We start from the raw sequence: 18,929 nt of genomic DNA on the forward strand, positions 1-18,929 counted from the left end.
GTAACACCGATACTAACGATGGAAGCAAGATTCCGATATCGTTGAAACCATGCCTCTTCGCGACACCACCGACAGCTCTCGGCGTCGCATCGTCGTGGCGGCCGTCGAGCTGCTGGAGAACGGCGGGCCGGACGCGGTCAGCACCCGCGCGGTCGCCGCCGCGGCCGGGATGCAGCCGCCGGCGATCTACCGCCTCTTCGGCGACAAGGAGGGACTGCTGGAGGCGGTCGCCGAGCACGGCTATGCGCAGTTCCTGGAGAGCAAGCGCGCGCAGCTCGACCCCACCGCGGAGGACCCGGTGGAGGAGCTGCGCCGCGGTTGGGACCTGGTGGTGGAGTTCGGGGTCTCGCGCCCAGAGCTGTTCGCGGTGATGAACCGGGCCACCGGCCGGGGACCGGACGCGGCACACCGCGCGGGCCTGGAGATCCTCCGCGGGCGGGTGCGCCGGCTGGCGGCCGGGGGGTGGCTGCGGGTCGACGAGGAGCTGGCCGCCCAGATCATCCAGGCCACAGGCCTGGGCGCGGTCGCCACCTGGCACTCCACGCCCGCAGAACGCCGCAATCCGTTGCTGCTGACCGTCATGCGCGAGTCCATGGTCGCCGCCGTCACCCGCGCCGAGCCGACGGTCTCCGCCGCGGAGTCCGGCCCCGCCCCGGCGGCCCGCGCGCTGCGCGCGGCCCTCCCCGATGACGCCGATGTCCTGAGCGACGCCGAGCAGCGGCTGCTGCGCGAATGGCTGACCCGACTGGCGGCGGACGGTGGCACGCCGCGGGCCTGATCCCGCGCCAGGTTGAACGTCGCGACGAGAGATCCTTCGCGGACAGCTCCGGCCCCGCCCGGACCGGCGGCTCCCGCTGCCTGATCACGGCGCGGGCACCGTGAGGGGCCACCAGGTCCGGTGCCTCGTAACCCTTCCTGGCCCGGCCGGCGAGCGTCGGCCGGGTTCGCCCGCGAGGCACGGACGCGCACGAAGCGTTCGGGGACCTCGCAGCGCGCAGCGCCCGCTAGGTGGTCGGTGCAGCCCGGAACCACGATCCGGCCGGTCGGCACCTCGGACTGCCCCGGGGCCTCGATCGCGCCGTGCGGTCGGTGAGCCTTCCCTGCCGGTAGGGCGGGCGGATCAGCGCAGTCCGGCGAAGAGGTCGTTCTCGGGTACGGCCGCGCCGGTGGTGTCCCGGACACGTACGAAGGTCTCCACGCCCATCAACTCGCCGAACCTCTCCTTGCCCATCTTGAGGAAGAAGATGTTCTCGCCCTGACTGGCGTGCGCGGCCAGCGCGTCGAACTTCTGACCGCTGAACGCGGTGGTGTCCACCCACGTGGTGATCTCATCGTCGGGGAGGCCGATCTCGGCCCTCGCGGCGGCCTCGGCGGGATCCGGTTCGGGCATGTCCTCACCGAACTCCCGCATGACCTCGCCGAACCGCTGCATCATCGAGCGGGGCACGGTGGTCCAGTACACCTTCGGTGTCAGCGCGGTCATCTCCAGCGCCGCCATCGTGATGCGGTGGGCCTGGATGTGGTCGGGGTGGCCGTAGAAGCCGTACTCGTCGTAGGTGACGACAACATCAGGTCGGTAGTGCCGCATGAGTTCCGCGAGTCGGGCGGCGCCTTCCTCAACCGGGGTCTGCCAGAAGGCCCCGGGCGCGTCGTTGCTCGGCCAGCCCATCATCCCCGAGTCGGCGTAGTCCAGCATCTCCAGATCGCTGATCTTGAGGACGCCACAGCTCGCCTCGAGTTCCTGACGGCGCATCAAGGCAACCGCTGCCGGATCGTGCCCGGGATCGCCGGGCTTGACACCCCCCGGTCCGTCACCGCAACCGCCGTCGGTACACGTCACGAGAACCGTGCGGATGCCCTCCGCCACGTACCGTGCGAGGATTCCGCCGGTTCCGGTGGCCTCGTCGTCGGGGTGGGCGTGTACTGCCATGAGCGTCAAGGGCCGGTCAGTCATGAAGCAGTCCTCCTGCAGAAATACGTCGTGATCCGAAGTGCGTGCCGGACATACCACGATGCCAGGCCCGGACCCGGCGAGACGGGCGACGCTGCGGCCTCCGTCTTCCCGGCCCGTGCGGCGCCGCTCCCTCGGTCAATGCAACCGTGCCGGCCGGACCGGCTGTTCCCGGCACGGCCGTTTGGCCGTCCGGGCACCACAGCGAACGAGGTACAGGCAGCGACGACGGACGTGACCTGGGTAGGGCTGCGCGTCGCTGAACACAAGCCAGCGAGGCCGCTGTTCAGGCCATCCCTTCAGAACTTGGCGCGGTTCTTGTCCGGAGCCGATGCGCGCTCGACCAGAGTGGCAGGAGGCAAAAGCTGTTGAACAGCTGATGCTCTGGGGGAATCGTTGATTCATGGGGGTGGATGACGTATGGGCGACGCCGACGACGACGAGATACTCGACATCAAGCTCGCTGACCTGCAGGCGACAGCACCGCAGTTCCTCACGCACAGCTCGGACCTGGCGACGGCCCTGGCCAAGCTCCAGGGCGGTCTGGCCGCAGCCGGCTCCCCGTGGGGCGCTGACGACCAGGGCACTACTCGTCACCGAGCCCCTGAGCGGCAGAGCTGTCGCCGCAGCACTTGCCGAGTGCTTCCGCCTCCCTGTCCACGATGTCGACGTGGCCGACGAGGACGCCGACCAGGATGCGCGGAACTGGGACGCGCCGGTGCTCTGCGGGAAGCGCGCCGTCCGGGGCGACGTGCGAACGTCCCTGGACATCTATGCCCAGGACAGCGTGCAGCCGCAGCCGAGTGAGCCGGAGCTGGCCGCGGCGCTCGCGCGGGTGCTCGGCGCATCGGTCCTCTACCCGACGGAGTCGATTCGGCCAAGCAGCAGCCAGGACTGGACGTCCCCGACGCGGATGACGCGGGCTGGTGGTGGCGCCGCCGCCCCGAGCCCCTGCCCTGGTAGCCCCCACGGCGCCACCCGGTACGGCAGGACCTGGCCGTCGTAGAGGTGGACGGAAAGCGGCTCGCGCCCCGGGTCGGCGGGTGAGCCGCAGATGCGCATAGGGCGAGACCACGAACGTCGTTGGCCCCCGCTGCGAGCAGCGGGGGCCAACGACGTCGTGCCCGGTGAGGCACTGGCGCCACCGGGGGCAGGAACATGGTCGTTTGCGCGCGAAGTGACTTTCCGCGGAGCGCCCGGAAGAGCTCATCCTCATCGACCACGGCGGCAGCGCGCGAAATTCCGGCCGGCGCGCTCACTTCCTGTCTGCGGGCTCCCTGGTCAAGGTGCTCCGCACCAGCTCGCCGGTGCCCGGCGCGGGGTTGGCGGATTCAGACGTCGGATGGGCCGTTGGGCCGCACGAGTCCGGATTCGTAGACGTAGACCACGGCTTGTACCCGGTCGCGCAGGTGGAGTTTGGCAAGTATGCGGCTGACGTGGGTTTTCACGGTTCCCTCGGTGACGTGGATGCGTGCGCCGATCTCGGCGTTGGACAGGCCCTGGGCCATGAGTACCAGTACCTCGCGTTCGCGTTCGGTCAGCGCTTCCAGGTCGGTGGCCGCGGTGAGGTGCGGGGACCGCGTGCCGACGTAGCGGTTGATGAGGCGGCGGGTCACGCTGGGCGCCACCACCGCGTCGCCACGGACCACCACGCGGACAGCCGACAGCAGGTCGGCGGCCAGGGTGTCCTTGAGCAGGAAGCCGCTGGCGCCTGCGTGGAGGGCGGCATAGACGTATTCGTCGAGATCGAAGGTGGTCAGTATCAGTACCCGGACGTGTCCCGCGGCGGCGCTGATGCGGCGGGTCGCCTCGACACCGTCCACGTCGGGCATGCGAATATCCATCAGGACGATGTCCGGCCGGAGTTCGACAGCGAGGGTCGCCGCTGCGGCACCGTCGCCCGCCTCACCGACCACCTCCATGTCCGGCGCGTTCTCCACGATCATGCGGAAGCCGGTACGGACCAGAGCTAGATCATCCACGAGGAGCACGCGGATCGCGTCCTGCACGCGGATCACGCGTTCTGACCGTTGATGGGAAGACCGGCCCGGACGACGAACCCGCCCCGGTCGCCGGGCTCGGCACTGAGGTGGCCGCCGAGAAGCTTCACCCGCCGATGCATGCCCGGCAGCCCGTTGCCGCCGGCCGTACCCCGGTCGTCGCCGCTGATGCCCTCGCCATCGTCGCTGACCTCAATGGCGACCTCGGCGTGGCCATATGAGACGACGACGTCCGCGGTCGCGCCGGCACCAGCGTGTTTGATGACGTTGGTCAGTGCCTCCTGCACGATGCGGTAGGCCGACAGGTCGACAGTCGACGGCAGGGCCGCAGGGGTCCCGTCGATACGCAGACGCACCGGCGTGCCTGCGTGCCGTACCCGGGTGAGCAGGCTGGGCAGTCGGGCGAGCCCGGGCTGCGAATGCCAGGTGTCCTCCATCTCGCCGAGCGCGGCGAGTACCCGGCGCATATCGGCCAGGGCGTCGCGGCCGGTGGCGACGATCGTCTGCAGGGCGGCGCGGGTGTCGCCGGGACGGTTGTCCAACGCCGCCTCGGCACCCTGTGCCTGAACGACGATCAGTGACAGGCCGTGGGCGACCACGTCGTGGACCTCGCGGCTGATCCGTCCGCGCTCGGCGGCCACCGCGAGCGCGGCCTGATGGTCCCGTTCCCGCTCCAGACCCTGGGCGCGCGCGTGAAGCTGTTCGAGGTACGCGCGCCGGTTGCGGCTCCCGTACCCGACCGCCCACGCGGCGATCAGCCCCGATCCCAGCACGGGCAGGCCGCGCCACGGACTGGACCCGCTGCCGTGACAGGCCGTGTCGATGCCGGCGGCCCCGACCTCGGCTCCGGCCGGCCCGGACGGGACGACATGACGACTGCACACCCGAAAGGCCGGCATCCGCAGCGGCTGATCGACGGGCGAGCCACCGATCAGCCAGGCCGCACCCAGCAGCAGCCCGCCCAGGGCCAGCAGCGAAGCGGGCCGCGAGCACCGGGACGCGACCGTGTAGAGAAGGATCAGCACCGCCAGATCCATGACCGTGGGAAGAACACCTACGGCCGCGCGCGCTCCCGCGGACAGTGCGCACAGGATGAGCATCGCCACCGGTTGGCGCCGCCGCAGGGTGACGCCGACCATGGTGAGCGCTGTGGCGACCCACCACACCCACAACACACCCGGCCCGCTCCACCCACCGCCGCCAGGCTGGTCGGCCTGGGTCCGTACCAGGTCGAACCCGCCGTTCATCAGCAGGCACACCACGAAGAGCACGCAAGCCAGTGCAGCGTCCGGAAGCACCGGCCGGCCGACCCAGGCACGGAGGGTGAGAGCCGCAGGAGCGTTCATGATCGGATGAGTTTACGGGCGGTCCCTGTGCCGCCGTATCTGTCGTACGGAGGATGCGGAAGCGCCGTCGTACATCCCGCGACAGACGCGGCTGTCGGGCCGCAGGCAGACGCGTGGGGTGGTCGGCGCGCGGCAAGGTCGTGGCATGAACCACACGAGGGAGAACGACGACGTCCGCGACGGCCTCGGCCGACGCGCTTTTCTGCGACGGGCGGGGCTGATCGCCGGTGCGAGCGCGGTCCTGCCGCTGCTGGGAGCCGCGGGCTACCCGTTGGCGTCAGCCGCCGGTTCCGCGGCCCACCCGGCAGCCCCGGGCGATGACCCCGACCAATTGTTCCAGTCGGGCGAGTTCGCCGCCGCCGGGCGGGGCTACGCACGACTGCTGCGCGACGATCCTGGCGATGCGCACGCCGCAGGGCAACTGGGGTACATCGCCCTGCTGTCCAACCGGTTCGCCCGCGCCGAGCACTACCTCAGCGAGGCGCACGGCCTGGCCCCCGACGACACGAATATCAAGCGGCGGCTCGCGGACTGCTTCGTGCGCCAGGACATGTTCGCCCGCGCCGTACCGCTGCTGCCACCCGCCCCAGCTGCCCAGGCCGCGCAGCTCGCAGAAATGAACGGTAGGCCGTACGAGTTGCACGGCGCGCAGGCCACCCGGGTGCCCTTCCTCGACATCGACCCGCTGCCCCAGGTGAAGGCTTCCGTGAACGGGCGGACACCAGGGACCTTCGTCCTCGACACCGGAGCCATGGGCCTGACCCTCACCACCGATGCGGCGGAGGAGGCAGGGCTCAGCGCCGTCTCCTCGATGACGGCGAACATCAACGGCAGGGCCGTCACGACCTTCCTCGGTGTCGCACCGTCGCTGCGACTCGGGGAGATCGAACTGCGCAACGTGCCCGTCAGCTGGACGGACGGGTCGATCATGGCCTTTCCGAACGGCGTCGTCACGGCCGGCACCATCGGAACCGCGCTTTTCTACCACTTCCTGACCACGATCGATTACCAGGGCCGGGCACTCGTCCTGCGGCGGAAGACGAGCGCACAACAACGGGCGTTCCGCGCCGAGGCCGCCCGCGCCGCCCTCCGCCCGCAGCCGCTGTGGCTGGCCGGCGACCACCTCCCCTGCACGCTGGGGAAGCTCAACGACTACGGCCCCCGAATGGTCGTCATGGACACGGGCGGCATTTCCAACGGCCTCAACACGACCGCGGCGAACGCTGAGCGGGCCGGCATCACGATCGACTGGGACCACCCGATTCTGGTCAACGGCGGTACGACCACGATCTATCCGATCGCCCCGGACCGGATAAGCATCGGAGACGCGGTCGGTCGGCATCTTCCCGGCTCCGCCGGGCCGACGCCGTGGGAGGGCCAGACCGGGTTCGACCTCATCGGCAATTTCACCCACGAGTTCTTCAAGCCGTTCGCCGTCACCTTCGACTACGTCGGCATGAACCTCTTCATCGGCTGACCGCCACCACGCGTCCTGCTCGGGTGCACGGCTCCCGGGGCGTGCGAGTCTCTTCGATGATCGGGGCCGGTTCCGCCCGGTGGCGCGGGCGGGGCGGGACTGCCGTGTCAGGAGGGGAGGCGGTTCAGGGCTGCGGTGGCGATGCCTTTGACGTAGGTCGGGGCGTCTGTGGGCTGGCCGGTGAGCTCGACGACGGCGACCCTGGTGCCGCTGCGAAGGACCGCGACACCGCCGGTGACGGTGCCGTCGCCGCTGTAGGACGGATACCAGTGGCCGGTACCGTCGTTGACGGTGAGGGTGTGGGCCGCGCCGTAGTGCCAGTGGCCGGCCGGTTCGTCCTGGCAGTCCTGCACCAGCGCGTCGAGCTGCTTCTCGTAGGTGCTCGCCGAGTTACCGGTGGCAGCACTCGCGGCCGACTCGATCAGCAGGCCTTCGGTGTCGAAGGTCCAGGTCACGGACGCGTACGCGGTGGCCTTGCCCTTGGTCAGGTCGCGCATCGTCTCCTCGCCCGAGCACGCCGAGAGCCCCTGACGCCCGGCCAGTGCCACGGTCGCGCCGACCGGAGCAAGGCCCTGCTGGAAGAAGTCCTCGCTCTGGACGAGGGCGGCGGAGCCGAGTCCGGGCGCGGCGACCGCGACTGGAGCCGGCTGGGCGGTGACGGGGTGGGCGGCGGCCGCGGTGCGGTGCGCGGCGTTGTGCGTGGCGTTGTCGGCGGTGGCCGACTGGATGCCCACGACGCCGACCGTGATCAGCGCGGCGGTGAAGCAGGCCGCGGCGGCGATACGGTTGCGGTGAACGGACTTCTGCTGGACGGCCTGGTTCTCGGTCATCTGGTCCCCCTGCTGGTCGGGACGCCTGCTGCGTCCTCGTACAACCGGGGAGATGACGCCGGAGGAGGGAATGTTGGAGCTCTGACCGGCTGTTTCACAGCTGTGACAGAGCGGTCCTGACGATGTGGGACATCGCGGCCGTGCCCAGGCAGGCGTCGACCTCCAGCACCCCGTAGTGGTTGCCGCTGCGGAGCACGGCGATGCCGCCGCAGGGCTCCTTGCCCTCGGGCGCCGTGCCGCTGGTGTTGAGGGATCCCTGGTAGGTGCCCATCCAGCTCGCGCTGACGTCGGGGGCGAGTTCCAGCGTCGTGGTCCTGCCGTAGACCCAGTGGCCGGGAGGTTCGTTCTGGCAGGGCACCTCCTCGAGCAAGAGGCGCTCGGTGAAATTCTGCGCCAAAGCGGGGCGCAGGGCCTCGGCGGCGACCTCGCGCGCGACCTGGTCGGCGCGGTCCACGGCCATGGTGGGGTCGTCCGGGTCAGTGCGGGTGCTGGTCACCAGCCCGCGGAAGTGGGCGCCGGGCCCGCCCAGCGTCTCGGTGAGCGTCTTCTCCCCGGTGCAGGCCGAGTTGGCGTACGCGCCGTCGCCGAAGCGGTCCCTGGCGTAGATCTGCGCAGTGATGCCGACCGCGCCGAACGCCGCGGGGTCGAGCAGGTCGGCGGTCGTCACCGGCCCGGTGGCGGCCTCCGGCGGGGCGGAGCCGGAGGGCGCGGGTGTCGGGGCGGACGCGCCGGCCGTCGCGAGAGCGGAAGCGCCTTTGGTCGCAGGGGCCGACCGCGCTGCCGGGTGCGCGGTGCCGGGGGGCGGTGGCAGGACGAAACGGCCGGTCGCCAGGCCGCACGCGGCGGCCGCCACCAGGGCGGCGACGGCGGATCGGGGCCGGACGGCGGCGCGGCGGCCCCCCGCCGCGGGACCGCCGTTCACAGACCACCGGCCAAGCGCTCGCGCATGAAGCGCCGCGCCTGGTGGATACGGTCCTTGACCGTGCCCAACGGGGCGTCCAGCTCATCGGCCACCTGGACGTAGGTCAGGTCGCCCAGGTCGCGCAGCACGAAGGACTGCACCAGGGTGGGGTGCTGCTGCTCCAACGCGGTCAGCGCCTCCATCAGGTCGAGCCGGGTCCCGGCTATGACGCTGGTGCTCCGCGGGTCCACGGACTCGGGCAGGTCGGCGTGGCTGTCCTCGGCACGCCGGCGCATCGAGCGGTAGGTGGACCGGGCGGCGTTGGACGCGATCACCGTCACCCAGCCCATGAAGGAGCCGCGGCCGCCGTACTCGCCCAGGTGCGTGCTGATGGAGAGCAGCGCGTCCTGCGCAGCCTCCTCGGCGTCGGCGTGGTGCGGCAGGAAGCGGGAGCAGCGGCGCAGCACCACCGGCCGGAGCTTGGCCAGCAGGTACTCCATCGACCCCGGGTCCCCCGCCTGAGCAGCCGCCACGAGCCGTTCCAGCTCGCCTTCCTCGAACACCCGGAAGCCCCCGTCCTGTCCCTGTCGCGTCCCACTCGCCGAACGGGAGTTCCCCACCCCCGACGATTCCGGCAGAATGTTGCCACATGCGCAAGCTCGGCCGTTACCTCCTCCTGGACCGGCTCGGAGCAGGCTCCTTCGCGACGGTCTGGAAGGCCTACGACCCGGAGCTCGACACCGAGGTCGCGGTGAAAGTGCTGGCCGAGAACTGGGCTGCCAACGCAGATGTGCGCGAGCGGTTCCTGGCCGAGGCGAGGCTGCTGCGCCGGATCGCCAGCCCGCGGGTGGTCCGGGTGCACGACGTCGGGGTGCAGGAGGACCGGCCCTACTTCGTCATGGACTACGTGCGCGGCGGCACCCTGGCGGACCGGGTCGGGGGGTGCGACCCGCAGGAGGCGCTGCGGCTGGCCGCGGAGGCGGGCTACGCGGTCCAGGTCCTGCACGAGGCGGGCGTGGTGCACCGCGACGTCAAGCCGTCCAACCTGCTGCTCGCCACCGCCACCGCCGCCGCGCCCGCCGCGGTGCTGGTGGCGGATCTGGGCAGCGCGAAGCAGATGGCCGACGCGTCCGGGCTGACGGTGACCACGGGCACGCCCGCGTACATGGCGCCGGAACAGGCCTTCCAGACCGGCGGGTTCGACGGGAGGGCCGACGTGTACGCGCTGGCCGTCGTGGCCTACGAGCTGCTGACGGGACAGAAGCCGTTCGGCCCGGGCGGACGCGCCACGGCCCTGATGACGGACCGGCCGGCCGCATCGACGCTGCCCGCGCTGCCGGCCGGCCAGGAGCTGCCGCCGGGGGTGGCCCTGCTGCTGCGGACCGCGATGTCCGTCGAGCCGGCGGACCGACCGCCGACCGCACAGGCCTTCGCAGACGCGCTGCTGGCGCCGGTCCCGCAGCCCCAGCCCCGGCCCCAGCCCCAGGAACGCCCTGGGCGGCTGACCCTGCGCGCGGTCTGTCTGGCGTCGGGCGCGGTGTTCACGGCGACGACCCTGCTGAGCTGGCTGCATCGCTGAATCCGACAGGGGACCGGTCCGCTCCGGGGTCGTGTCGAGAGGAAGCCTCGCCCCCGCCATGTACCAGCCCGGCGGCACGCTCCGCGAGGCACAGCCACGCAGGGGGTGTTTGTCACCGGTCTGGAACAGCCGCTCAGGGCTCCAACATTTCCGGTGCGGTCCGCATCTCCCCAGGTGCACGAGGGCGCGACAGCAATCGCGTTCCAATGACGCACAGGGGAACTCAACGGGAGCGTGGGGAACATGGCACGGAACGCACGACGGGCACCGAACCGCGGGTACCGCGGGCATGCCAGGCACATCGGCGCGGCGGTGCTCGCTGCCGCGGTGCTGCTGGGCGCCACCGCGTGCCATGACGGCGCTGCCAAGGCCGCCGGGCCGGGCTCTTCGTCGGCGCAGTCCCCGTCGCCAGGCGCCTCGATGGGCGACACGCCGGGCACCGGCACCGGCTCCGTCGGCCCCTCCCCCACCCGCCCCGCGGGCCCGCCCCTGCTGCTCGACACGATCACCCCGACAAACGGCGCAACCGTCGGCGTGGCGATGCCCATATCCGTGCAGTTCACCTACCCCGTCGCCCGCACCGCCCGTGCGGCGGTCGAGCGGGCGCTGAAGGTCACCACGTCCACCCCGGTCACCGGCGCCTGGCACTGGTTCAGCAGCACACGGGCGGACTGGCGGCCGCAGCACTACTGGCCCTCCGGCACCCACGTGGCCATCGACGCCCGCCTCACCGATGTCGCCGACGGCAACGGCCGCTACGGCATCCACGACTACCACCACGCCTTCACCATCGGCGCGGACTGGGAGACCACGGTCGACGCCCCCGCCCACACCATGGACGTCTACCTCGACGGAGTCCGCCAGAAGCACTTCCCGATCGACGCGGGCAGCGCCCAGTTCCCCACCTGGGACGGCACCATGGCCGAAATGGGCAAGGCGCCGTCGGTCCACATGACCTCCTGCAGCGTGCACATCAGCTGCGACTCGGCCAACGTCAACTACTACGACGTCACGCTGCCCTGGGACGTCCAGCTCACCACCAGCGGCACCTACGTCCACTACTCCACCAGCCACCCCAACCCCGGCCAAGCCGGCTCCCACGGCTGCATCCACCTGTCACTGGCCGACTCCAAGTGGTTCTACGCCCACGCCCACCAGGGCGACCCCGTCACCGTCACCGGCACCCCACGCGGCCCCGTCCCCGCCGACAACGGCTACGCCGCCTTCACCCTGAACTGGACCACCTGGATCGCCGGCAGCACCACCGGAGCACAGCAGACCGCGAGCTCCTGAACCGCGCCTCAACCGCCGGTCTCCGGGACGGTCGACTGCACGACGCCCGCCACACCGCAGGCATCATCCTGCTCATTCTCGGCGTCCCCGACACCGTCGTCGACGCGGTCAAGGGCGGGAACCCGGCCAGTCCGCCCGCATGCGCCGCCGCTACCAGCACCTGACCAACCACGTCCTCAACGACACCGCCGCCAAGGTGGCGGCCTCCTCTGTGCCCACCCGGACCAGCAGCCTCTTCCGCCTGATCACCGCAGCTGCGCCCAAACGTCGAGGGACCCCACCGCGAGCGGTGGGGTCCCTCGACGTCGTGCCCGGTGAGGCACTGGCGGAGGATACGAGATTCGAACTCGTGAGGGGGGTTGCCCCCAAACGCTTTCCCACGGGTCACGGCGGCGTGCGCCACGAGCCAGAGCCGGTCTGACCTGCGATGAATCAGGTGGTGGTCCGGGTTCCGAACGTCGTCGGACGGAGCTGAAATGAGACCAGAGCTGAGACCAGTGGCCCTCACGCGCCGTGGGGGATGAAGGCGACAGTGGAGCTGTCACCGTCGAGAGCGATGTTGAGCGACCCGTCGAGTGCGCCGGCGAGCCGGGCGAGCAGGGGAAGGGTGGGGACGGTGCCGCCGAGTTCGAGCTTCGAGACCTGGGGTTGCGTCATGCGGGCACGCCTGGCGAGTTCGGTCTGGGAGATGCCCAGCTCGGCCCGGCGGTCGTACACCGCGAACCAGGCGAAGGGGCGGTCGGCGGACCATGCGAGGAGCGTACGGGTCTTCCAGTGCAGGCCGACCGGCCCGGGCTCCTTGGACGGTTCCGGCCAGGTCACCACGGGGAGCTGCGGCAGACCCAGAAGCGGCGCGAGGCACTCGTTGGCCTCGGACTCCCACGTGGTGGCCCACACCAGATCACACGGAAGAGCCAGCAACTTGGCCCCGAGGGCGGGATCGACCCCGGCCAGCAGCGGATTCGCGCCAGCTCCCTGCGGCACATACGTCGGATAACCGTCCGGGCACTGCTCCCGTGTAGCCCCGAAGGGGATCAGCGGTCCGTCCACGTCAAGGAAGAGGACGGGCCGCGGCGGGGAAACGATCACATCTGCACCGTACGGGCAGACAGGCCACCCCGGAAACGGACCGAACAGCCGCCCACCCGGACACTGGGACCGGAGGACCGGGTCAAACCCTCTTGACGACGATCGCGTCCGGGACCAGTTTCTCCAGGTCGTCCACGTCTGAGGTGAAGACCGTGACCTGTCCCTTCTGCTGTCGGGCTATGACGGCGAGTACCGCGTCGATCGCGTACTTGTGGCCGTGGAGCTCGGCATCAGCCAGAAGGCGGCGGGCCTGACGGGCCTCGTCCTTTCCCACGTCGGCGACCTTGAGCCGAGAGAGCACCCAGTCCCAGCGCTGGTCGGTGGTTCTCCCGTCGTACGCCTCGACCAGCGTCATAGGAGACGTCACGACATCGGCTTCGCCCCGGGCGGCGAGGTCGAGCCAGGCGATCATCTTCCGGTCACCGCGCACGGCGAGGGACAAGGCTTCGCAGTCGAGGACGAAGACTCGGAGTGCGGGTCCGTGCTCACCACTGCGCTTCTTCACGCGGCCTCTCCGGCGCTGCCCGTCCGGCGGTACTTGTGCTCGGCGTCGAGCTTGTTCAGCTCGTCGAGGGCCGCCGCGCGTTCGTCCTCGGTGACGGGGCCGTGCTCTTCCTCCAGCCAGCCGACGAGTTCCTGGAGCCGGTCCCGATCGCGCTTGGCCCGCAACGCCTCGGCGACGTACGCCGACAGGCCGCGCTCGGCCGCCTCCGCTCGGATCTCGTCAAGGAGATCCTCGGGAATCGTCACCGTTACCTTCTTACTCGCCATATAAGGCACCATACTCCAGGTGTCCGTAGACTTACCAGTCAAGTGAGCACAAGGGCGTCCGGCGATCACCCCATCGCGGCGGGGCGCGGGGCACCCTGGAAGACCTGCCGCGAGTGCCAGGAACGGTGGGCAGCCGCGACCGGGAGCGCGCCCGGCTGCGGGCCGATCACCGGGCGGCCCGCGAGCGCGACAACCTGCTCGTGTGCGACAGCGCTGCGCCCCACGAAGGCCTGGGAGACCAGGATCCGGTGGCCGTCGCCGACACCGAGAACACCCTTGTCGAACAGCTTGTGGTGCAGCGCGCACAGGCACAGCCCGTTGTCGACGTCGTCCGGGCCGTCGAATGCCCACCAGCGGACGTGCGCGGCCTCCAGACCGACCGGCAGCGCGCCGATCCGCCCGTCGTAGCCGCAGAAGGCGCACTGGTACTCGTACGCGGTCAGTACAGCCTCGCGCATCTGCCGGTCCCGCCGCCTCCGCCGGGCCGCCAGCGGCTCCGTCTCCGCCAGCTCCAGCTCCAGACCGACGGCCTCGCACAACTCCCCGTGCAGCGACGGCGGGAAGTGCAGATCGAGCAGCACCCGGGCCATCCGGCCGAGCAGCGGCGGCTCGCGCCCCAGCGCCGTCCTCAACTCCGGTACGAGCCTGCCTGCCGCACCCTCCGCCCGCAGCAGGCGCACCCCGCTCCCGGGACTGCCCGGGCCGCGATCGGTACGCACCTCCCACACACCGTCACTGACCAGGTGGTGGAACGGATACGCGGGCGTCGTCCTGTTCGCAGGGCCGTACTCGGCCAGCAGCCGCCCCAGATCCGGCTCCACCGCGCTGTACCGCAATTCAACCTCGGCATCCTCCTGAAACCTGCCGAGGGCGTACAAGAGCAGCAGGGGCTTGTGCGGAGCTCGCATCCCATTCCCGGTCCACTGCCTCAGATTCGCGGCCCGCTCCAGCCAGTCCATGAACGGCGATCCTAGGCTCGGCGCGGGCATGACGCCTCGGATACGGGCGAGCATGAAGGCGCGCTGCCGCAGGGTGAGAGGTGGCAGCCGCTTGGACGTCGGTCGGCGCTCCGCAGGGCGCCCTCACCGCCCTGCGCCAAGACTCTCCGATGCGGGGCGACATCTGTGGTTCCGTCAGCTGGAGACGGACGCGATGACGTCATCGAGGTTCATGGCCAGGTCGACGAGGAGGCCGGTCTCTGCCCAGGAGTCCTCCCGGGTGAGCATGGAACCCGTGGCGAAACGTCGGCGGCTTGTGGTGAGTTCGGTGAGCTGGGACCTGCCGGGTAGGACCGTCACGACACGGTCCTCCTGCACGGTGTGCTGGCGTACGAGGCGTATCCGGCGGACGGTGCCGGCCAGCAGTTGTGCGGGAGGTTCACTGCTGTGCCAGGTGGCGAACAGCCCGCCCCGCAGCCCCTCGGCCTGATCGGGGTCGGCAACGGTGGCAGTCGCCGCCATGATCACGGCGGAGTCCGCGGGCAGCAGGACCTCGTCGGGAGCCGCGAACTCGTCCTCGCAGAGGAATTGCGGGTGCCAGCGGACTTCTGTCCCGAGGGCGAACGGCCTCCCGCAGCACTGCATCTCCCAGTCGGCCACGAACACGGGCAGCGAGTCCATGCGTCCATTGTGAGCGACATACGATCGCGCCACGCAGCTCGTGGAGGCGCTGATCTCGGCGGCCGGGGCAGCGGATCTGTTGTCCGGCCATAGGGAGAGATGCCGGCGGACCTCGCCGTGCGCTGATATCCCTTGACTCGCAGGGGACATCGGATCGAGAAGGAGGGGGCGCTGTGCCGCTTGAGTTCGGGTTGTGGCGCGTGGATGACCGACCAGTACGTGTCACCACGACGCCGATGCCGCTGGAGTCCCGGCTGGAGGAACTCATCGTGGCGGACCCAGCGATCCTGGGTCGGCCGATACTGCTCATCGGTCGGCAACTGCTGACACGCCACAGCAAGGTCATCGATCTGCTGGGCATGGACGCTGAGGGCTGCCTGCACGTCCTGGAACTCAAACGGGACCGCACTCCCCGGGATGTCGTCGCCCAACTTCTCGACTACGGAACCTGGGTACAGGATCTGAGCAACGAGCAGGTGCGTGAGATCTACGCTGCCTACGCGCGAGACACCGGGGTGGCGGAGGAACTGGACGAGGCGTTCGCCCTCCGGTTCGGGACCAGCCCGCCGGATGCCCTGAACGGTGCCCACACACTCACGGTGGTCGCGAGTGAGGTCGACGCTGCGACCGAGAGAATCGTCACCTATCTGGCATCGGGCTTCAAGGTTCCGATCAATGTGCTCTTCTTCCGCTACTTCGTCGATGAGGGCCGTTCGTACCTTGCCCGCTCCTGGCTGATCGATGATGTCGAGGCTGCGGAGTCGTCCGTGGGAACCAAGACCGGAGGAAAGCGGGAACCGTGGAACGGCACGGACTGGTATATCTCGTTCGGCGAGGAACCCGGCGGCCGTAGCTGGGACGATGCACGCCGCTACGGCTTCGTATCCGCCGGCGGTGGGGACTGGTTCTCCCGCACCCTTCGTGCCCTGCCCGTCGGGGCGCGCGTCTTCACCCACATCCCCAAGGCCGGCTATGTGGGCATCGGGACCGTCTCCAGTGAGGCGCAGCCGTTCGAGAGCGCGGCCCTCGCCGTGGATGACGAGGTGGTGCCCATGAGCCGGCTCCCTCTCAAGGGAACCTACCAACATGCTACCGACACTCCGGCGACGGAATCCGGTGAGGACCGCCGCGAATGGGTCGTCCCGATCGATTGGGAGAAGTCTGTCCCACGCGATCAGGCGCTGTGGCGGGCGGGCTTCTTCGCCAACCAGAACTCCGCGTGCAAGCTTCGAGCTCACTTCACCATCGACGAGGTCTCCCGCCACTTCAACATCGCCTGACACCATCCGACCGGGCACGACGTCGAGCACCGCGTCGATCGCAGCTTCGCCAGGAAGCAGCAACCCACCCGGCTCCCGCAGCCGGCAATCCTGCCCGGCCTGCCCTCACGGCCGCCCGCTCACGGCGAGCCGTTCGTCAGCAGCATGTGGAAGGTGCGGTCCCGGTGAATGAACGTAACGGTGTCGCTGTCGCCTCCGTCGAAGTACACCGGCTTCAGCGGCTCCTCCTCACCGCTGTAGTAGCCGGTGGAACGCAGAAAGTCGGGGCTGATGGCGGCGAAGGACCACGCCGGTCCGTGCGCGCCAAGCAGTTCCCGGTCAAAGGCGCGGACCAGTGGCTCGGCCTCCTTTGCCGGGTAGTGGTGGCGGTAGGGGCTGAACGCCTCGCAGAGCATCCAGCGAAGCCGCGCCAGGAAGCCGGCATGGTCGAGGGGGCTCATCGTGGCGCGGAAGTCAGCGTGCAGGAGCGGCCGTTGACGGGGCCGGTCGTCGTACTCGTCCGCCAGGTTGTACCACCCGCGGCAACGGTCGGCGGCACGGACGAGCTGCTCGAACAGGGCACTGCGCAGGAAGGCGTGGAGGACATCCTGCCGGTTGCCCGCTGTGACGGGCACATCGCAGGCCGCCGTCAGCAGCAGGGTGTTGCTGTTCATGGCGTGATCGACGGCGGAGAGGAAGGCGTCCACAGCGGGAGGTTCGGGATAGGGCGGCGGTGCCGTGAAGTTCGGGCCATCCATGGCCGCAGTCTTGCAGACATACACAAGATCCGCCGGACGCAACCCAGGCTTCAGAAGCGGAGGCAGCAAGAAACCCCGTTCGCGTTCGGCTGCGCGGACGTCTTGGTCGGTAGCACAGGAGGGAAGGGATCCCGCGTCCCGGAACGCGCGTTCGCGGACCCGAAGGACGAGGTTCGATGTGCCACCCATATCGTTGACCCCCTGGGCGGCGGTGGAGACCGGCTGCAATCGCGTCAGCGCTACGAATTACTCTGCGTAATGGCGGCATAGCCGGTCTCGGCGAGGTCCGCAGCCAGGTCTGCCAGGGACGTCTCCGGATTCAGGGTGGTCACGAGTGCGGCGGTGAGCGGCTGGCGGCTGAGCACGGCTGCCACTGCGGATCGGTCCAGGGAGGTCTCGTAGTAGTCCTGGGCGAAATGCAAGTACGCATCTGGTGAGCGGTCCACGAGCAGTTCGAACAGCCGGTCGGCTCCGTCCGGATCGCTTCGCCCCTCGGGGAATTCGACAGCGCCGGTCCGCCATCCGTCGTCGCAAACCGTGCGCCACAGGCAAACGGTCACCACGGGTATCCCGTCCTCGTCGCAGAACGCGGGCTCCTCGACGAACTCCCGGAAGGCTTCGGGCACCGTGTCGAGGACGCCGGGCCAGGCCCCGGCGTTGTCGTGGCCGTAGGGACTCATGGGTGACTCGTGGTCGAAGCCGCGCACGTATGCGCCCGCGGCGGAGAAGACGGCAGACCATTCGTTTCCGCTGCCGTCCCGCATGGAAGCCATCTGCTGGCCCGGCGCCCAGGTGGAGTTGAAGGAGTGGTAGCGGGACTCCCAGTCCGGGCTGACGACGGATTCCAGCATTGCCAGAGCCCGGCAACACCCGCCGAGCACTTCAGCTCTCGTTGCTGAACTCGCTGATGCCAAGGCGAACGGGCTGGTCCCGTTCACTGAGGTTCAACTCACCGAGGAAGTGCCGGTGCGCGAGCAGGGGCTCGCCGCCCACGCACGCATCGCAATACTTCGTGCCGAAACACTTCACCGGCTGACGCCGGCCGGGGGGATGGCTGTCGGCGGGAAGCCGAATGTGGTGACCAGGCTGGGCTGGTGGAACGAGCAGATCCGGCTGATGCCCGTGCTGGTGACGGTGAGCACCACTATTCCGTACGCCTGGTAGGTGCCGTTCCGATCACGCGTATATGCCACCGTGGCGGGCTGCCCGTTGGCGCTCGTCGGCAGCATGAGCCAGTCACCGGGCGATCCCAGAACCCAGGTACGGAGATAGGGCACGCAGGTCTTGTTGCCGGCGAACCAGGTGGTGAAGGGCGTCGCCTCCAGCGTGGCGTCCCGGCGCAGCAGCCGTTCCAGAGCGGGCGCGTCGGCGTTCTGGAAGGCAGCGATGTACTGGTCGAGAAGTCTGTGTGCCTCCGGCGCGGTGGGCTGGGTGATCTCGTCAGCCGCGGGGGCCAGTTCCCGGAGCCTGGTGCGGGCGCGTTGCAGCGTGCTCTTGACTGCCGTTGTGGTGGTGCCGAGCATGACGGCGACCTCGGCGGCCGGGAAGGACAGCACCTCCCGCAGGATGAACACGGCCCGTTGCGAGGCGGACAGGTACTGCAAAGTGGCGACAAGCGCCAGTCGCAGGTCCTCGCGCGCGAGGACGATGGAGGCGGGATCGGCCGCGCCCGGGCCGAGGAGCACATCAGGAATGGGCTGCAGCCAGCTGACACCTGGTTCGGCCGGTACGGGGGCCGCTTCGGGGTCCGGTTCCGGACCGCCGAGGCCGGAGGGCAGTACACGTCGGCTGTGGTGCGCCAGCGCGGTCAGGCAGGCGTTGGTGGCGATCTGGTGGAGCCAGGTACGCACCGACGAACGCCCCTCGAACGCGCCGTAGGAGCGCCAGGCACGCAGATACGTCTCCTGGACCACGTCCATGGCGTCGTCCACCGAGCCGAGCATGCGGTAGCAATGCGCCAGCAGCTCCCGCCGGAACGACTCGGTGGCCTCGACAAACGCCTCGCTGTCGGGAACGACGGGTTCCGTGTCAGATCCACTCAAGGTCAAAGCGACTC

General features: G+C 69.9%; 20 protein-coding genes and 1 pseudogene. 7 read left to right on the top strand and 14 right to left on the bottom strand.

Annotation, left to right across the window (positions count from 1 at the left end; genetic code table 11):
* Window positions 1-49: 49 nt before the first annotated feature.
* On the top strand, window positions 50-778 hold the full coding sequence (locus tag NFU81_RS20410; protein WP_251491937.1) for a TetR/AcrR family transcriptional regulator: 729 nt from the start codon (window positions 50-52) through the stop codon (window positions 776-778).
* Window positions 779-1,120: 342 nt separating this feature from the next.
* On the opposite strand, the gene NFU81_RS20415 is transcribed toward NFU81_RS20410, so the two are convergent.
* On the bottom strand, window positions 1,121-1,954 hold the full coding sequence (locus tag NFU81_RS20415; RefSeq protein ID WP_251491939.1) for a PIG-L family deacetylase: 834 nt from the start codon (window positions 1,952-1,954) through the stop codon (window positions 1,121-1,123).
* A gap of 667 nt (window positions 1,955-2,621) precedes the next feature.
* Here NFU81_RS20415 and NFU81_RS20420 point away from each other — a divergent pair.
* Complete coding sequence (locus NFU81_RS20420) at window positions 2,622-2,957, top strand: hypothetical protein (RefSeq protein ID WP_251491940.1); 336 nt, start codon at window positions 2,622-2,624, stop codon at window positions 2,955-2,957.
* 325 nt (window positions 2,958-3,282) lie between these two features.
* On the opposite strand, the gene NFU81_RS20425 is transcribed toward NFU81_RS20420, so the two are convergent.
* Window positions 3,283-3,960, bottom strand: a complete 678-nt coding sequence (locus tag NFU81_RS20425; RefSeq protein ID WP_274037018.1) for a response regulator — start codon at window positions 3,958-3,960, stop codon at window positions 3,283-3,285.
* A gap of 5 nt (window positions 3,961-3,965) precedes the next feature.
* Entirely contained in the window at window positions 3,966-5,297 is a 1,332-nt protein-coding gene (locus NFU81_RS20430; RefSeq protein ID WP_422665237.1) for a sensor histidine kinase, read from the bottom strand.
* Window positions 5,298-5,442: 145 nt separating this feature from the next.
* Here NFU81_RS20430 and NFU81_RS20435 point away from each other — a divergent pair, with 145 nt between their 5' ends.
* Window positions 5,443-6,774, top strand: a complete 1,332-nt coding sequence (locus NFU81_RS20435; RefSeq protein ID WP_251491943.1) for an aspartyl protease family protein — start codon at window positions 5,443-5,445, stop codon at window positions 6,772-6,774.
* A gap of 107 nt (window positions 6,775-6,881) precedes the next feature.
* On the opposite strand, the gene NFU81_RS20440 is transcribed toward NFU81_RS20435, so the two are convergent.
* From NFU81_RS20440 to NFU81_RS20450, 3 genes are all read right to left on the bottom strand, one after another.
* Window positions 6,882-7,604 carry a hypothetical protein gene (locus NFU81_RS20440; protein ID WP_251491944.1) on the bottom strand — a complete coding sequence of 241 codons (723 nt, stop codon included), beginning with the start codon at window positions 7,602-7,604 and terminating at the stop codon, window positions 6,882-6,884.
* A 94-nt stretch (window positions 7,605-7,698) separates the two neighbouring features.
* The gene (locus NFU81_RS20445; protein WP_251491946.1) at window positions 7,699-8,526 is read right to left on the bottom strand and encodes a hypothetical protein; all 828 of its coding nucleotides are present in this window, start codon (window positions 8,524-8,526) and stop codon (window positions 7,699-7,701) included.
* Entirely contained in the window at window positions 8,523-9,068 is a 546-nt protein-coding gene (locus tag NFU81_RS20450; protein WP_251491948.1) for an RNA polymerase sigma factor, read from the bottom strand. The genes NFU81_RS20445 and NFU81_RS20450 overlap by 4 nt, the downstream gene beginning before the upstream one ends.
* Before the next feature lie 86 nt (window positions 9,069-9,154).
* On the opposite strand from NFU81_RS20450, the gene NFU81_RS20455 reads away from it, so the two are divergent.
* The 3 genes and pseudogenes from NFU81_RS20455 to NFU81_RS20465 form a co-directional block, all read left to right on the top strand.
* On the top strand, window positions 9,155-10,084 hold the full coding sequence (locus NFU81_RS20455) for a serine/threonine-protein kinase (RefSeq protein ID WP_251491950.1): 930 nt from the start codon (window positions 9,155-9,157) through the stop codon (window positions 10,082-10,084).
* 243 nt (window positions 10,085-10,327) lie between these two features.
* The gene (locus NFU81_RS20460) at window positions 10,328-11,377 is read left to right on the top strand and encodes a L,D-transpeptidase (protein ID WP_251491952.1); all 1,050 of its coding nucleotides are present in this window, start codon (window positions 10,328-10,330) and stop codon (window positions 11,375-11,377) included.
* 14 nt (window positions 11,378-11,391) lie between these two features.
* Window positions 11,392-11,798: pseudogene (locus tag NFU81_RS20465) on the top strand (hypothetical protein); the annotation flags it as partial.
* 83 nt (window positions 11,799-11,881) lie between these two features.
* Here the strand turns inward: NFU81_RS20465 and NFU81_RS20470 are convergent.
* The 5 genes from NFU81_RS20470 to NFU81_RS20490 all read right to left on the bottom strand — a co-directional run bounded on the left by NFU81_RS20470 (window position 11,882) and on the right by NFU81_RS20490 (window position 14,856).
* Window positions 11,882-12,466 (bottom strand): helix-turn-helix domain-containing protein, encoded by a 585-nt coding sequence (locus NFU81_RS20470; RefSeq protein WP_251491954.1) that lies wholly within the window; start codon window positions 12,464-12,466, stop codon window positions 11,882-11,884.
* 82 nt (window positions 12,467-12,548) lie between these two features.
* Window positions 12,549-12,971, bottom strand: a complete 423-nt coding sequence (locus tag NFU81_RS20475) for a PIN domain-containing protein (RefSeq protein ID WP_251491956.1) — start codon at window positions 12,969-12,971, stop codon at window positions 12,549-12,551.
* Window positions 12,968-13,237 (bottom strand): ribbon-helix-helix domain-containing protein, encoded by a 270-nt coding sequence (locus NFU81_RS20480; protein WP_251491957.1) that lies wholly within the window; start codon window positions 13,235-13,237, stop codon window positions 12,968-12,970. The genes NFU81_RS20475 and NFU81_RS20480 overlap by 4 nt, the downstream gene beginning before the upstream one ends.
* 65 nt (window positions 13,238-13,302) lie before the next feature.
* Window positions 13,303-14,196, bottom strand: a complete 894-nt coding sequence (locus NFU81_RS20485) for a phosphorothioated DNA-binding restriction endonuclease (protein WP_251491959.1) — start codon at window positions 14,194-14,196, stop codon at window positions 13,303-13,305.
* 174 nt (window positions 14,197-14,370) lie between these two features.
* Complete coding sequence (locus tag NFU81_RS20490) at window positions 14,371-14,856, bottom strand: DUF6578 domain-containing protein (protein ID WP_251491961.1); 486 nt, start codon at window positions 14,854-14,856, stop codon at window positions 14,371-14,373.
* A 173-nt stretch (window positions 14,857-15,029) separates the two neighbouring features.
* Here NFU81_RS20490 and NFU81_RS20495 point away from each other — a divergent pair, with 173 nt between their 5' ends.
* Entirely contained in the window at window positions 15,030-16,136 is a 1,107-nt protein-coding gene (locus NFU81_RS20495) for an endonuclease NucS domain-containing protein (RefSeq protein ID WP_251491963.1), read from the top strand.
* Window positions 16,137-16,255: 119 nt separating this feature from the next.
* On the opposite strand, the gene NFU81_RS20500 is transcribed toward NFU81_RS20495, so the two are convergent.
* The 3 genes from NFU81_RS20500 to NFU81_RS20510 form a co-directional block, all read right to left on the bottom strand.
* Entirely contained in the window at window positions 16,256-16,822 is a 567-nt protein-coding gene (locus NFU81_RS20500) for a hypothetical protein (RefSeq protein ID WP_251491965.1), read from the bottom strand.
* A 290-nt stretch (window positions 16,823-17,112) separates the two neighbouring features.
* Window positions 17,113-17,724, bottom strand: a complete 612-nt coding sequence (locus NFU81_RS20505) for a hypothetical protein (protein ID WP_251491967.1) — start codon at window positions 17,722-17,724, stop codon at window positions 17,113-17,115.
* A gap of 174 nt (window positions 17,725-17,898) precedes the next feature.
* Complete coding sequence (locus tag NFU81_RS20510; protein WP_251491969.1) at window positions 17,899-18,915, bottom strand: sigma-70 family RNA polymerase sigma factor; 1,017 nt, start codon at window positions 18,913-18,915, stop codon at window positions 17,899-17,901.
* Window positions 18,916-18,929 lie beyond the last annotated feature (14 nt).

This window comes from Actinacidiphila cocklensis, from assembly GCF_907177275.1.
Taxonomy (GTDB): Bacteria; Actinomycetota; Actinomycetes; order Streptomycetales; family Streptomycetaceae; genus Actinacidiphila; species Actinacidiphila cocklensis.

Bases quoted from the DNA above. Each gene is read 5' to 3' on its own strand.
- NFU81_RS20410 (WP_251491937.1), top strand. From the start codon at position 50: ATGCCTCTTCGCGACACCACCGACAGCTCTCGGCGTCGCATCGTCGTG.
- NFU81_RS20415 (WP_251491939.1), bottom strand. From the start codon at position 1,954: ATGACTGACCGGCCCTTGACGCTCATGGCAGTACACGCCCACCCCGAC.
- NFU81_RS20430 (WP_422665237.1), bottom strand. From the start codon at position 5,297: ATGAACGCTCCTGCGGCTCTCACCCTCCGTGCCTGGGTCGGCCGGCCG.
- NFU81_RS20435 (WP_251491943.1), top strand. From the start codon at position 5,443: ATGAACCACACGAGGGAGAACGACGACGTCCGCGACGGCCTCGGCCGA.
- NFU81_RS20440 (WP_251491944.1), bottom strand. From the start codon at position 7,604: ATGACCGAGAACCAGGCCGTCCAGCAGAAGTCCGTTCACCGCAACCGT.
- NFU81_RS20455 (WP_251491950.1), top strand. From the start codon at position 9,155: ATGCGCAAGCTCGGCCGTTACCTCCTCCTGGACCGGCTCGGAGCAGGC.
- NFU81_RS20460 (WP_251491952.1), top strand. From the start codon at position 10,328: ATGGCACGGAACGCACGACGGGCACCGAACCGCGGGTACCGCGGGCAT.
- NFU81_RS20480 (WP_251491957.1), bottom strand. From the start codon at position 13,237: ATGGCGAGTAAGAAGGTAACGGTGACGATTCCCGAGGATCTCCTTGAC.
- NFU81_RS20485 (WP_251491959.1), bottom strand. From the start codon at position 14,196: ATGGACTGGCTGGAGCGGGCCGCGAATCTGAGGCAGTGGACCGGGAAT.
- NFU81_RS20490 (WP_251491961.1), bottom strand. From the start codon at position 14,856: ATGGACTCGCTGCCCGTGTTCGTGGCCGACTGGGAGATGCAGTGCTGC.
- NFU81_RS20505 (WP_251491967.1), bottom strand. From the start codon at position 17,724: ATGCTGGAATCCGTCGTCAGCCCGGACTGGGAGTCCCGCTACCACTCC.